This is a genomic window from Acinetobacter sp. MB5 (genome assembly GCF_003261585.1).
Classification (GTDB): domain Bacteria; phylum Pseudomonadota; class Gammaproteobacteria; order Pseudomonadales; family Moraxellaceae; genus Acinetobacter.
Genome location: NZ_POVU01000022.1, coordinates 22,506 through 36,476, shown reverse-complemented (window position 1 = coordinate 36,476; position 13,971 = coordinate 22,506). Strand labels below are relative to the sequence as shown.

Annotated in this window: 17 protein-coding genes and 1 tRNA gene; 7 read left to right on the top strand and 11 right to left on the bottom strand. The window is 36.1% G+C overall.

The window, feature by feature from the left end; genetic code table 11:
• From C1A47_RS15835 to C1A47_RS15790, 9 genes are all read right to left on the bottom strand, one after another.
• On the bottom strand, nucleotides 1-381 hold a 381-nt coding region (locus tag C1A47_RS15835), incomplete at its 3' end, for an NF045616 family extracytoplasmic (lipo)protein (RefSeq protein ID WP_413772970.1).
• A gap of 27 nt (nucleotides 382-408) precedes the next feature.
• A complete protein-coding gene (locus C1A47_RS15830) occupies nucleotides 409-843 on the bottom strand; it encodes a hypothetical protein (protein ID WP_111895990.1) in 435 nt (144 codons plus the stop codon).
• Between the two features lie 122 nt (nucleotides 844-965).
• Nucleotides 966-1,439, bottom strand: coding sequence for a hypothetical protein (locus C1A47_RS15825; protein WP_162625971.1), 474 nt, complete (start codon nucleotides 1,437-1,439; stop codon nucleotides 966-968).
• Nucleotides 1,440-1,449: 10 nt separating this feature from the next.
• Nucleotides 1,450-1,905 (bottom strand): hypothetical protein, encoded by a 456-nt coding sequence (locus C1A47_RS15820; RefSeq protein ID WP_111895988.1) that lies wholly within the window; start codon nucleotides 1,903-1,905, stop codon nucleotides 1,450-1,452.
• A 22-nt stretch (nucleotides 1,906-1,927) separates the two neighbouring features.
• On the bottom strand, nucleotides 1,928-2,383 hold the full coding sequence (locus tag C1A47_RS15815; RefSeq protein ID WP_111895987.1) for a hypothetical protein: 456 nt from the start codon (nucleotides 2,381-2,383) through the stop codon (nucleotides 1,928-1,930).
• 22 nt (nucleotides 2,384-2,405) lie between these two features.
• Nucleotides 2,406-2,864, bottom strand: a complete 459-nt coding sequence (locus C1A47_RS15810; RefSeq protein ID WP_111895986.1) for a hypothetical protein — start codon at nucleotides 2,862-2,864, stop codon at nucleotides 2,406-2,408.
• A gap of 12 nt (nucleotides 2,865-2,876) precedes the next feature.
• On the bottom strand, nucleotides 2,877-3,527 hold the full coding sequence (locus C1A47_RS15805; protein ID WP_111895985.1) for a zinc protease: 651 nt from the start codon (nucleotides 3,525-3,527) through the stop codon (nucleotides 2,877-2,879).
• On the bottom strand, nucleotides 3,499-4,029 hold the full coding sequence (locus C1A47_RS15800; protein WP_111895984.1) for a PAAR domain-containing protein: 531 nt from the start codon (nucleotides 4,027-4,029) through the stop codon (nucleotides 3,499-3,501). Before C1A47_RS15800 ends, C1A47_RS15805 begins: the two co-directional genes overlap by 29 nt.
• 1,011 nt (nucleotides 4,030-5,040) lie before the next feature.
• Nucleotides 5,041-5,116: transfer RNA gene (locus tag C1A47_RS15790), tRNA-Arg, on the bottom strand.
• A gap of 181 nt (nucleotides 5,117-5,297) precedes the next feature.
• Here C1A47_RS15790 and C1A47_RS15785 point away from each other — a divergent pair.
• The 7 genes from C1A47_RS15785 to C1A47_RS15755 all read left to right on the top strand — a co-directional run bounded on the left by C1A47_RS15785 (nucleotide 5,298) and on the right by C1A47_RS15755 (nucleotide 11,679).
• Entirely contained in the window at nucleotides 5,298-6,233 is a 936-nt protein-coding gene (locus tag C1A47_RS15785) for an ABC transporter ATP-binding protein (RefSeq protein ID WP_111895983.1), read from the top strand.
• Complete coding sequence (locus tag C1A47_RS15780; protein ID WP_111895982.1) at nucleotides 6,230-7,003, top strand: ABC transporter permease; 774 nt, start codon at nucleotides 6,230-6,232, stop codon at nucleotides 7,001-7,003. Before C1A47_RS15785 ends, C1A47_RS15780 begins: the two co-directional genes overlap by 4 nt.
• Nucleotides 7,000-7,815 (top strand): NADPH-dependent 7-cyano-7-deazaguanine reductase QueF, encoded by an 816-nt coding sequence (gene queF / locus C1A47_RS15775; RefSeq protein WP_111895981.1) that lies wholly within the window; start codon nucleotides 7,000-7,002, stop codon nucleotides 7,813-7,815. The genes C1A47_RS15780 and queF overlap by 4 nt, the downstream gene beginning before the upstream one ends.
• 28 nt (nucleotides 7,816-7,843) lie before the next feature.
• Nucleotides 7,844-8,497, top strand: a complete 654-nt coding sequence (locus C1A47_RS15770; protein WP_111895980.1) for a hypothetical protein — start codon at nucleotides 7,844-7,846, stop codon at nucleotides 8,495-8,497.
• Nucleotides 8,498-8,628: 131 nt separating this feature from the next.
• The gene (gene rodA, locus C1A47_RS15765) at nucleotides 8,629-9,771 is read left to right on the top strand and encodes a rod shape-determining protein RodA (RefSeq protein WP_111895979.1); all 1,143 of its coding nucleotides are present in this window, start codon (nucleotides 8,629-8,631) and stop codon (nucleotides 9,769-9,771) included.
• A gap of 14 nt (nucleotides 9,772-9,785) precedes the next feature.
• Nucleotides 9,786-10,787, top strand: coding sequence for a lytic murein transglycosylase B (mltB, locus tag C1A47_RS15760; protein ID WP_111895978.1), 1,002 nt, complete (start codon nucleotides 9,786-9,788; stop codon nucleotides 10,785-10,787).
• A gap of 283 nt (nucleotides 10,788-11,070) precedes the next feature.
• The gene (locus C1A47_RS15755) at nucleotides 11,071-11,679 is read left to right on the top strand and encodes a septal ring lytic transglycosylase RlpA family protein (protein ID WP_111895977.1); all 609 of its coding nucleotides are present in this window, start codon (nucleotides 11,071-11,073) and stop codon (nucleotides 11,677-11,679) included.
• Between the two features lie 455 nt (nucleotides 11,680-12,134).
• Here C1A47_RS15755 and tsf read toward each other — a convergent pair whose 3' ends face one another.
• Nucleotides 12,135-13,010 carry a translation elongation factor Ts gene (gene tsf, locus C1A47_RS15750; protein ID WP_111895976.1) on the bottom strand — a complete coding sequence of 292 codons (876 nt, stop codon included), beginning with the start codon at nucleotides 13,008-13,010 and terminating at the stop codon, nucleotides 12,135-12,137.
• 141 nt (nucleotides 13,011-13,151) lie between these two features.
• The gene (gene rpsB / locus C1A47_RS15745) at nucleotides 13,152-13,898 is read right to left on the bottom strand and encodes a 30S ribosomal protein S2 (RefSeq protein WP_111895975.1); all 747 of its coding nucleotides are present in this window, start codon (nucleotides 13,896-13,898) and stop codon (nucleotides 13,152-13,154) included.
• Nucleotides 13,899-13,971: the final 73 nt, after the last annotated feature.

Here is a 13,971-nt window from a genome sequence, read left to right as displayed (position 1 = left end):
ATCTTGTTTGATACAGAAAGTTCTTTTTCTATAGGCCGAATCCTGATTTGACGGAGTAATTTCAAAATACATATCGTATGACGTATTCATATCAAGTTTAAAATTCTTAAAAATTTTATTATTTACTAGTAAACAATTATCTTTTTTAGGATAATTCTTCTCAAACGTGTTTGTATATGAAAAAGTTGGGTCTGGAGTTTCATATTTATTCAAAGTAACAACATAATCTCCTGTCTGATCATCATCATTAAGATAAGCGCAAGGAGTATTATCTTTAATAATCATTTCAATTTTACCTGAACGATATGGATTCGAATAATTACAAGCAATCAAACTCAATGAAATTAAGATAATTAAAAACCTAAAGTTATTTATACACATAAAATCAATATTTTAATTTTTTGTATTTTAAACATTCGGACATTTACCTGCTATAGATTCTTGTACTAAAACGTTCCCTTTGTCATCTTTAATACAGAAACGCCCTCGTTTATATCCATAGCCATCAGATAACTCAATTTCCATAAGCACATTATAGACTGTAGATTTTTTAAGTAATATTCCTTCAAAATTTTTACTATTGATAACTACACAACTCTTTTGATCAGGATATCTATCTATAAAATTATTTAGATAAGAAAAAGTCAACCCAGGATTCTGATAATCATTAATTAAGACCAGATATTGCCCTTTAAAATCATCATCATCAATATATAAACAAGGTGTATTATTCTTAGAAATGAATTTAATTTCTCCTTTCATGTATGGATTGGATCCCCCACATGAAACACTTAAAAATGGCAGAATTAAAAAAATTAAAATTTTATAATTTTCAAATTTCATATCTATCTCATTATTTATAATAAGGTTTTGAATGTTCTCGAACTGGAAGTAAATTTTTATCTTTGGGATTGTTTAAAAAATCTTTAAGCATATTTCAAGCACATAAATTAATTTAAAAAACTCTATCTATCGACTAATTCAATCTGAATATCTGAACATTTAACTCCATCAAATCTCTGCATAATTCTTCTACCTCGGTCACTTCTGATGCAAAAAATAGTTGTTCTAAAAACTGAATCTTTATCTGGTGGTGCAATTTCAAATTGAATATCATAAGGTGTATTCATTTTAAGATTTAAATTATTAAAATTCTTATTGTTTATAATCAAACAATTATCTTTTTTGGGATAATTTTTTCTAAATTGGCTTGCATAACCAAAAATTGGCTCAGGCATCTGATACTGACTGATGGAAACAGTGTAATCACCTATGAAATTATATTCATCTATATATAAACAAGGCATATTATTTTTAGTTATAAATTTAATTTCACCTGAATGATATGGGTTCGAATACTTACAAGCAATCAAACCCAATGAAATTAATATTATCAAGTACTTAAATTTATTAAGTCTCATATAAATTGATGAATCCACAGAACAATTTCTACTTTGTAGTTTCTTCGGCTGGTATATCTCGACATTCTCCTCCTACGGAGTCTTGTAAGATTAGGTTATTGCGGTCTTCTTTAATACAGAAAGTTTTCTTTCTATAAATTGCATAGCTATCTGGCTTCACAATTTCCATCTGCATATCATAAGATGTATTCATCTTAAGTTTTAAGTTCTTAAAATTTTGTTTATTAATCATCAAACAATTATCTTTTTTAGGATAATTATCTTTAAATGAACTTATATAATCAAATCTTGGCTCAGGGGTTTGGTATTGCATAATAGAAATACCATAATCACCTGTAAGATCTTGCTCATCTATATATAAACAAAGTGCATTATTTTTAGTAATAAACTTAATTTCACCCGACCGATATGGGTTCGAGTACTTACAAGCAATCAAACCCAATGAAATTAATATTATCGAACACTTAAATTTGTTATGTACCATATTGGTAAATCCATGAACATTTCTACTTAGTTGTTTTCTCGACTGGTATATCTGAACATTTAACTCCATCAAATCTCTGTATAATTTTTTTACCTCGGTCACTTCTGATGCAAAAAATATTCTTTCTAAAAACAGAGTTTTGATCTGGTGCTGCCATTTCAAAAAACAGGTCATAAGGTGTATTCATTTTAAGATTTAAGTTCTTAAAATTTTGATTATTGATCATCAAGCAATTATCTTTTCTAGGAAAATTTTCTTTAAATGAACTTCTATAATCAAATGTTGGCTCAGTAACTTCATATTGACCAATTGAAACAGCATACTCACCCGTGAAATCCTGCTCATCTATATATAAACAAGGTGTATTATTTTTAGTAATAAACTTAATTTCACCCGACCGATATGGATTCGAATACTTACAAGCAATCAAACCCAATGAGATTAATATTATCGAACACTTAAATTTATTATGTACCATATTGATAAATCCATGAAAATTTCTACTTAGTAGTTTCTTCGGCTGGTATATCTGAACATTTAAAACCATCAAATGTTTGCATAATTTTCTTACCTTTTTCACTTCTAACACAAAAAATATTTTTTCTATAAATAGAATATTGATCAGGCTTATCTACTTCCATTTGTATATCATATGGTGTATTCAGTTTTATTTTTAAGCCTTTAAAATTTTCATTATTAATCATTAAACAATTATCTTTTTTTGGATAGTTTTCTTTAAATGAACTTACATAATCAAACATTGGTTCAGGAATCTGATGTTCAATAATAGAAAAACTATAATCTCCTTGGATATCTTCTTCATCTATATATAAACAAGGTAAATTATTTTTAGTCGAAAACTTAATCTCTCCTGAGCTATATGGGTTTGAATGTCCACAAGATGTTAATAAAAATGTAGAAAAAATAAGAAATATTAAATTAAAAATATATTTATTCATATCAATATCTCATTATTTATAATTAGAATGATTACGTACAGGTAATAAATCTTGGTTCTTTGGATTTATCAGAAAATCTTTTAGAATTTCTCTAAATAATGGCAAGTCCTTAATATTCTTTGAATGTCGTTTAATGTTTGAATTTTTTAGATAAACGGCATCAAAATAAAAACTTACAATATCACCTTGCTGTTCAAAGCTGAATTCTTTAAATGATTTGTTTCGATCTTTCCCTTCTAAATAAATCATATAGGCAATTGGTCTATCTTCACCTTTACGAGTAACATATCCACCCTCTGCAAAAGCTATTGCACCATGAGTAACTACATCGAAGCCTAACTGATACTGCCAAACATGGGTCATCTCATGCATAAACCAAACTTTGTCTCTAGGCAGGGACTTTGAAAAATCTTTAGTAGTGTCATATTCCTTAGTTGGTAAATGTATTTCCCCTTTTGGCGTCATTGCATTATCAGTACGATCAGGCATCCCTTTTAATCCGCCACGTACGATTTTTACTTTCGAATAATCAATCGCATCTTTAAACATCAATTTAGCTAAAGCAATTTCACCTGCTGTAAGGTTTCTTTTAATATCAACATCAACAGGTTCATGATCTTCGTTAGCACATATGTTAATGGTTCCCACAACGACACAACCCATGATTGCTCTCCTCGTCTAATAGTAATCTTATTTCTAATTTGTCATTTTCATTTGCTGTAATAAGTTCAGTGAAACCTTGTTGATCAGTTACTCCTGATTTTATTAATTGATTATCTTTATGAATCTCATAATGTACCTGTGATAACGGTTCTTGCGTCATCGAGTCACGTAATAAAAGTTTTTTCTCTACAATATTTGTAGAACTTTTATTTTCTGATACAAAAGATGAACTTCCTGAGCCTTGATCTTTCACCACCAAATTTTGACTCGATAAAAATACTGCACCACATGAAGTTTTATCTCCTGAAACAATCATCACCTTGCCATTGATGACAACCAGTTGATTACTGGCAATCGCAGACACAGTCGATTTGCACTGAGGACAATAATGTTTCATCCCACCTAAATGAACTGGTTTTCCATCAACTAAAAAGGTTTGATCTGCTTCTATAACAACGCCTCCATGGGTCGTTTTATCTCCAATTGTTATTGCTGGATTCATTAATTTTCAATTGTTCTTATAAGGAATTCTTATGGCGCGAGATTTTATAAAAATCTATCAATATTTTCAACAAAGCAATTAGAACATTTGTATTCACTTGAAATTGATTATTTTATATATGGCAGAGTATCAAGAGCATCTCTGGGGATATGATTGATGTACATCTGAAACATGATCCACGTTTTGCATCTCATTCTGCATTCTTGGCAGAAGGTGCAGAGAACCTGCTACGCACACATTAAGCAGACTTTAAAAAAACGCCTCATCCCTGATGGGGCTTTTTTTGTCTAAAACTCTCAAAATCCCTCAACTGACTAACTGACCCAGCGCCGCGCAGTCACCCGCGCGCCTGCGGTTCATCTAAATGGGTCAATATTACTGCAAGCAAGATGACTACGAAGTAAATCTCAAAAACCTATAGAAACTAGGCTTTAGAAAGAAAAATTTTAAAAATCAAATACTGCATTTCACTGCACAAGCACAGTTTAGATAAATTTTTTTAGTTAAGACCATAAAATTAAGCTGATGACCATTTACAGCACAATAAAATGTCTTTTTATAGGTTCAGAATTTATTTAGAAGTAATAAAGTAATGTTCAACATTAAACAATTGATTATAAATAAAAAATAATATTACTTTTAAAGGTAATTTTTTGTAATAACAGAAGTAATATTTTATAAGTTATTGTTTTTATTGATGGTGGTTTTATATTTATATCACTTTTTTATACAGTAATTTATTACTCAAATATTACTTCAAAATTACTTTCAAATGGTCATGTATTGTACTGATTTATAAGATGAAATAGAAAAATATTACTTTATTACCTCAAAAAATCGCTATCACCATTTTATTTTTTGGTGTTCTCTTTCAGGGTATTTTGACTAATTTACACTCAAAAACGATGAAAATATGGGAATGAAATGGGAATTTTTTGGCTAAAAACTCAATTTATATACATTTGTGCATAAATATAAGTATTTGATATTTATTAATTTATTTTTTAAAATTGGTGCGCTCAGCGGGACTCGAACCCACGCCACAGGCTTCGGAGACCTGTACTCTATCCAGTTGAGCTATGAGCGCTTTTAAGTCGCCCATCATAACAAAAAATTTCATAAGGTAAAGCACAGATTGATTTTCCATTTGGCTTAATGACCAAGCTTTAAACAGTTTTATCTGTGCAACGAAGAATTGCATTTAGATTACTTGGTTTATCCGACTAGATCGCTCACAATATATGCGTCTATTAACACGTGAGAATTTCATGACTGATGCATTAATGCTGAAAGAGTTATCGAAAACCTATAAAAATGGCTTCCAAGCCCTCAAAGGCATCAATTTAACCGTACCTGAAGGTGAGTTTTATGCACTGCTTGGGCCAAATGGTGCTGGAAAGTCGACAACTATTAGCATTATTAGCTCGCTAACTCGTAAGACTTCGGGACAAGTGGAAATCTTTGGACATAACCTAGATACAGATGCATCTAAAGCCAAACAGTGCCTAGGTGTCGTTCCACAGGAATTTAACTTTGGTCATTTTGAGAAAACCTTTGATATTTTGGTGACTCAAGCGGGTTATTACGGTATTCCCAAAAAAATTGCTGAGCAGCGCGCAGAACATTATCTGGAAAAACTCGGTCTTTGGGAAAAACGTAACTTACAGGCCCGTATGCTTTCAGGTGGTATGAAACGCCGTTTAATGATTGCCCGTGCCATGATGCACGAACCAAAACTCCTCATTCTCGATGAACCCACTGCTGGTGTGGATATTGAACTACGCCGTTCAATGTGGGACTTTCTCACTGAAATGAATGAAAATGGAACGTCGATCATTCTCACAACACACTATTTAGAAGAAGCTGAAATGCTGTGTCGTCGTATCGCGATTATTGATCACGGTGTGATTAAAGAAGATACCAGCATGAAAGCCTTTTTAAGTCAGCTCAATGAAGAAACTTTTATTTTTGATTTATCGCAGCCGATTGAACCGATTGAACTCAACTTTATTGGAATTCGTTTTCATTTGGTTGATAGCCTGACTTTAGAAGTGACGATGGACAAATCACACGATCTTAACGAGATTTTTCAGTTATTTCAAAATTTAGGGATTCAAGTTAGAAGTATGCGCAACAAAGCCAATCGTCTTGAGGAACTATTTGTCAAAATGGTCGAAAAAAACTTACAGGAGGCATCGGCATGAACTTTACCCAATTGCAAGTTGCCTTATGGACACTGGTTCGTAAAGAAATTCGTCGCTTTATGCGAATCTGGCCACAAACTTTGCTTCCGCCTGCGATTACCATGAGTTTGTACTTTGTGATTTTTGGGAATCTAGTGGGATCTCGCATTGGTCAAATGGGTGGTTTCACCTATATGCAATTCATCGTACCAGGTTTGATCATGATGGCGGTAATCACCAACAGTTATGCCAATGTCTGCTCAAGTTTCTTTAGTGCCAAGTTTCAAAAAAGCATCGAAGAACTAATCATGAGTCCTGTACCTTTATACCTCGTTCTTTGGGGTTATGTGATTGGTGGCGTCTGCCGTGGTGTTTTGGTGGGTTTAATTGTAACCCTAGTGAGTCTGTTCTTTACCGACCTGCATATTCATAACTTATTTATAACTATATATACCGTGATCGTTACCAGCCTGCTATTTTCAATTGCTGGCTTTATTAATGCGATTTATGCACGTTCATTTGATGATATTTCGATTGTTCCAACCTTTGTGTTAACTCCACTGACTTATTTAGGTGGTGTATTCTATGCAATTAGTGCATTAAGCCCATTTTGGCAAACACTTTCATTGGTCAACCCAATCGTTTATATGGTTAATGCATTCCGTTATGGCATTTTGGGTCATAGCGATGTCAATGTCAGTATTTCCCTTGCAGCAATCACTGGATTCTGCTTGGCGTTTTATGCAGTTGCTTACTATTTATTATCACGTGGTTCAGGAATTCGTGAATGAGCGTAGAAAAATCATTATTGGGTAAAGACACCCATTATCCAACAACCTACCAACCTGAGATTTTATTTCCAATCTCTCGTGGTCTTTCGCGTGTAAACTATGCCGATGTTGCAGGGATTCAACAAGGTTATGACTGGTGGCATGTTTTTGAACTGTCTTGGTTAAATGCTCAGGGAATTCCACAAGTTGCGATTGGTCGTTTACGATTGCCTGCAACTTCTCCAAATCTGATTGAATCCAAATCGCTTAAGCTCTACTTTAATAGTCTGAACTTTATGCGCTTTGCTTCAACTGAAGAGCTGATTCAAACTGTTGAACAAGATTTATCTAAAGCGGCTGAAGCAACTGTTCAACTCAGCTTACTCGATGCAAATGAGCTAGCAGTGTCGCAACCAGAAGGTCGCTGCCTAGATCAGTTTTCGCCAGAGCAGTTATCTGAGCATCCAGATGCCAGTTTGTTACAACATGTCGGATCAGGTTTGCTTGTTGAAGAACAATATTATTCAAATTTGTTACGCAGCAATTGCCCTGTGACAGGACAACCTGACTGGGGAACAATTTTCATTCGCTATCGTGGTGAAAAGATTTGTCCTGCAAGTTTATTGGCTTATATTATTTCATATCGTCAACACAATGGTTTTCATGAACAATGTGTTGAACAAATCTATGCAGATCTCTGGACAATGCTCAAACCTGAAGAATTGATGGTTTATGCAGCTTATACTCGTCGTGGTGGACTAGACATCAACCCATGCCGTGTATCTAATTTAGCATGGCTACCAGAAACCCCTGTCCGTCTTGCTCGACAATAATCATCAATTTGAATTTTGAGGTTTAACTATGGCTTTTTTCGGTTTTATTCCATCTGAAAGTTTACTCAACAAGATTCAAACCGCAATTGCACAAAAAGACTCTAAAGAGCCTTTATATCCATTGCGTGATGAGATAGCCTTGCAAGTGAATGATGAAATTATCGATGCGATTGTCACCAATCTGATTCATCATTTTCCTGAAACAGATAAACGCGAAACCACAGAAAAACTGGCGCATTTTGTGAAATCAAGTGTGCATTTTTTACTGTCTAAGCAGTTACTCAGTAAAGCCCCGAATGATGTTGTTCGTCAGTCGATTGCTTTCTCTGAAAAAAGTATGTTTAAAGACCCAGATGGACAATGGCGATTAGGTCAGTCACTTGATGATAGTTTGGTAACCACGCTCAAACATCAGTTTGCACAAATCCAAGCAGGTGAGAAAGTAAATCTGCATGCGTTGGCTGAAAGCTATAAAATGTTTTCAGAAGCCACCGTACGCCATTATATGCATGACTTTAACCATACCCTCGATTTGGGCATGATTAAACGCAAAGCGTCAGACTTGGGTTGTGCTGCGGTCATCAAAGCTGTACATATCGCGATTGATAAAATCATCCCACATTTAAACAAGCACGAACTAAAAGCACTGGCTGAATACCATAACGGCCTCTTTTTTCATTAAGTTGATTTTTCAACTATCGAAAACCTAGCTTAGGCTAGGTTTTTTTATTGCTAAATGTGCAAATAGATTGCCTAAAAAGTCCAATATGTTAGCATTCGCACTTGCTGCTTATTACTCGCTTTCAATCCATTATGGCACCAAGTCCTCAGTACAAATTTTTACGTCAAGCACCGCGTGATGGCATAAGTACAGCCATGCAGCCCTCAAGATGGCAAAGGTTACATATTGACCCTTGGCTATGTTCTTTTTTGGTTCTGAATGCCCTACTCGGACTCACTGTTCTATATAGTGCTTCAGCTCAAGATATAGGCTTAGTCAGCAAACAAGCCATCAGTTTTGGTCTAGGATTTTTGATCATGGCGAGTATCGCCCAGATCCCACCGAAAGTTTTCCAGTCTTTTTCGCCTTATTTTTATTTATTTGGGGTGATTTGTCTGGTTGCTGTAAAGGTGTTCGGTGAGGTCAGAATGGGAGCACAGCGCTGGATTGATGTTCCTGGTATCGGTAGCGTACAGCCCAGTGAGTTTATGAAGCTCGGTATGCCCATGATGACGGCCTGGTTTCTGACGCGGCAAGCACTGCCACCAAGTCTAAAAACGGTCATTATGACTTTGGTACTAATTATTATTCCATTCGTGCTCATTGCTAAGCAACCTGATTTGGGTACATCTCTACTGGTACTTGGTAGCGGTGTTTTTGTATTGTTTCTCAGTGGTTTATCTTGGAAAATCATTGCAGCAGCACTGGCTGGTGCAGGTGTTTTCATTCCAATTGCCTGGGAATTTTTAATGCATGATTATCAGCGTCAGCGAGTTATCACATTATTAAATCCAGAAGTTGATGCATTGGGAACTGGCTGGAACATTATTCAGTCCAAAACAGCAATTGGATCTGGCGGTTTTTCAGGAAAAGGATTTCTACAGGGCACACAATCGCATTTGCACTTTTTACCTGAAGGTCACACTGACTTTATCATTGCTGCATATTCTGAAGAATTTGGTTTAATCGGTGTAACCATTCTTATTTTGCTTTACTTTGCAATTATTTGCCGAACTTTCCAAATCAGCATGCAATGCTTCCATAATTATGGTCGCTTGTTAGCTGGTGCATACGGAATGTCGTTTTTTATATACGTCTTTGTAAATGCGGGCATGGTCAGTGGTATTTTACCAGTGGTCGGCGTGCCTTTGCCATTTATGAGCTATGGTGGTACAGCAATCATTACTTTAATGACCGCTTTCGGCATTGTCATGTCAATTCACACACATCGCTAATTTGGATTTAAACCATGTGGCAAAAAAAAATATATAAAACTTGTCAACTTCTTACTCTTGCAACTACAGCAGTATTTTCTACTTCTTTTTGTCAGGCAAATGATTTTATTAATAACCCCAATTACGAAAATTTCAAACTTAAAACCATGCAACAGTATGGCTTAAGTGCCGAACAGATTGATCTGGCAATGCTAGGAGCACAGAACCGCCCTAATATTTTAAAAATCATGGATCGTCCTGGGGAAAGTAAACCTTGGTACGCTTATCGCGAGATGTTCATGACCGAAGCGACCATCCAACGTGGTATTCGTTTTCGAGATCAGTACTCAGATGTACTCAATCGGGCAGAACAACAATTTGGTGTGCCTCAAGCGATCATTTTAGGCATTTTAGGTGTTGAAACTGGTTTCGGGAACAATAAAGGCTCAATCATCACCCGTGATGCTTTAGCAACGCTCGCTTTTGGCTACCCTCGCCGCGCAGATTACTTTGCTAATGAACTCGGCTCTCTGATTGCTTGGACTTATAAAGAAGGTTATCCGATTACAAGTATTACTGGTTCATATGCTGGTGCAATTGGTTACCCGCAATTTATGCCAAGTAATATTGGAAAATATGGTGTTGATTATGACGCCAATGGTCATATCGACCTACGCAATTCACCTGCTGATGCAATTGGTTCTATTGCGAACTATTTGGCACAACAGGGTTGGCAACGTGATCAACCCATTGGCTTTCAGGCTCGCTATACAGGCAATACTCCAGAAAGCATTATTTCTAAAGATTTAAATCAACCTGTTCCTTATGGTGTATTAAAGCAACAAGGCATTACGCCCCTAAATCCACTTGTCAAAATTGATGATTTAACTCTTGTAAATGTCATTCAACTGCAAGATTACAATGGTGCAATTTACTATATTACTTGCCCTAATTTTCAGGTAATCACGACCTACAATAAGAGCCGAATGTATGCAACAGCAGTATGGCAATTGGGTACAGAAATCACAAACAGATAGCCCTAAAATTAACACTAAATGAAATAGTCAAGTTTTTTTCATGAAAAATATTAAAAAAGTGGCTATGTTTCATCATTTGTTACAAATTTGGTTATTTATTAGCCAGTGAATCTCTGTTTTTCGCACTTTTTGTAATTTTTTGCCATCCAAGACTAGACACCTCACTAGCGTCATGAATATTATCCCTAGCGTCAAATACAGTTGAACACATCAAGTTTTAGGCATGTTGTAACCACTTTCAAGTGATTACTCGAACATAAAATGCCTTAAGGAGATTATATTCATGCGCTTTCCAGTGAAATCACTGCTAGCAATTACATTTTGCGTTTCCCTGACGCAAACACAAGCCGATATGGTTCAATCATCATCACTAAGCAGTGATAACGATAGTTCCAACCTTGCTGCTCGCGTAATCAACAAAGATTCTACAAAAACAATTTATCGCCCAAATTTAAACAGCCTTTCAATTACTGAAAGTTCAGGTGACAAAATTCGCCGCCAAACATTAGCTGCAAAAATTGAAGTACCACAAGATGAACCATCTGTCATCGATCGCTTAAACAGCGTAGCTTCAAATACTGTTCGTAAATTTACACAAACAGGCATCGCATCATGGTATGGTCGCCAGTTCCATGGCCGTAAAACAGCAAATGGCGATACATTCGATATGAATGCACTTACAGCCGCTCACCGCAGCTTACCACTTAACTGTTATATCCGCGTAACAAACAAAGATAATGGCCGTAGCGTTGTTGTAAAAGTAAATGACCGTGGCCCATTCCATGGTAACCGTGTACTTGATTTATCTTATGCAGCCGCAAAACAAATTGGTGTTGTCAATTCAGGTACAGCACGAGTAAGCATTGAGCGTGTAGACGGGCCAAATTCTTAAAATATCTCCTCAATTGTTTTGACATAAAAAAGCCACTTTTCATGTGGCTTTTTTATTTTTAAATTTTGACATTTTTCAGCTAAAAATACAGTTTTCGTCCAATCCCTCCATCAGATATCGCTTATTTCGTATTCTTTTGCGATTTTTTCAGGCAAAAACTGATTTTACCTATTACCCTAGCCTAATTTTTCAAATGATCGAAATATGCGATTCTAAGCGCAAATAAATAGCATCCATTTTTTAAGCCTTTTAATTGCTTTTTATTCATTGGTTTTTCCTCAATTTAAGAGATTGAATTCTCTTAGCAACAGTTGGATTTTGGATTTTGGATTTTGGATTTTGGATTTTGGATTTTGGATTTTGGATTTTGGATTTTGGATTTTGGATTTTGGATTTTCAACCTAAAATAAAAAAAGCCCCGCTTGGGGCTTTTTTTATTCGAAATAATTTTTCAATTATTTCGCAGCAGCTTGAGCAGCAGCAACTTCTTCAGCAAAGCTAAGTTCTGCTTTTTTCTCAATACCTTCACCCACTTCGAAACGAACGAATTGAGCAATAGTCGTTGCAGTTGCTTTCAATACTTCAGCAACTTTCTTGTCATTGTCAATTACATACTGTTGACGCTCAAGAACAACTTCGTTCAAGTATTTTTCGACTGAACCAGAAACCATTTTCTCAACGATGTTTGCTGGTTTGCCAGATTCAATTGCTTTAGCTTCAGCAATTTCTTTCTCTTTAGCAACAAGTTCAGCAGGTACATCTTCAGCAGTTACAGCAACTGGGTTAAATGCAGCAACATGCATTGCAACACCTTTACCAGTTTCAGCTTGACCAGCATAAGCAACTACAACACCAATTTTTAAACCGTGTTTGTAAACTGCAAGGTTTTCACCTTCAACAATTTTCGCACGACGAACTTGGATGTTTTCACCGATTTTTTGAACAAGAGCGATACGTGCTTCTTCAACAGTTGCACCATCTTCAAGTTTAAGTTCAGCAATTTTAGCAGCATCAGTTTCGCCAGCAGCAAGAGCAGCAGCAGCAACTTTAGCAGAGAAGCCAGCAAAGTTTTCGTCTTTAGCAACGAAGTCAGTTTGACAGTTTACTTCTAGAAGAATCGCTTTGTTGCCTTCTTGAGCGATTGTGATTGCACCGTCAGCAGCAATGTTACCAGCTTTTTTAGCTGCTTTTGCTTGACCAGATTTACGAAGGTTATCAATCGCTAATTCGATATCACCATCCGCTTCTGTCAAAGCTTTTTTACATTCCATCATTGCAAGACCAGTACGGTCACGTAATTCTTTAACCATGCTTGCAGTAATTGCAGTCATGTGAATCTCCTAAATCAGGTAGAAAATATAAATCTTTTTTTAACAAAAACGGCCCAAAGAAACTCTGGACCGTCTGCTTTCTCGACGCTTAATTTGCCACTGCTATATGTCGCAAAAATGACAAGCTTGCGTCAAAACGCATTAAGCCTCAGAAGCAGCAGCTTCGTCGCCTTTTGCTTGTGCATTCGCTTGAGATTGAGCGTATTCTTTACCAGCAAGGATCGCATCAGCCATCGCAGAAGCATAAAGAGTTACTGCACGGATCGCATCGTCATTACCAGGAATAACGTAATCAACGTTGTCTGGGTTAGAGTTTGTATCAACGATACCGATTACAGGAATACCCAAGTTTTTAGCTTCTTTGATCGCAATTGCTTCGTGGTCAACGTCAATTACGAACAATGCGTCAGGTAAACCACCCATGTTTTTAACGCCGCCTAAAGCACGTTCAAGTTTTTCCATCTCACGGCTACGTTCTAAAGCTTCACGTTTAGTAAGTTTAGCAAAAGTACCGTCAGTAGATTGAGTTTGAAGATCTTTTAAACGGTTGATAGATTGGCGAAGTGTTTTCCAGTTCGTCAACATACCACCTAACCAACGGTGATCTACGTATGGTTGACCAGCGCGTTGAGCTTGTTCACGAATGATGTTAGAAGCAGCACGTTTCGTACCAACGAACAAAACTTTGTTCTTTTTGCTAGCCAAGTTGTTAGCAAAGTTCAAAGCATCATTTAACGCAGGAACAGTGTGCTCAAGGTTGATGATGTGAATTTTGTTGCGAGCGCCAAAAATGTATTGACGCATTTTTGGGTTCCAGAAACGAGTTTGGTGACCAAAGTGCGCGCCAGCTTGTAGGAGGTCGCGCATACTTACGTTGTAATCTGCCATTTTATTACCTTAAATGTTTGGGTTAAGCCTCCATATGTCCTCATTCTCCACCCTGCTTCGGGCACCCAGAGTA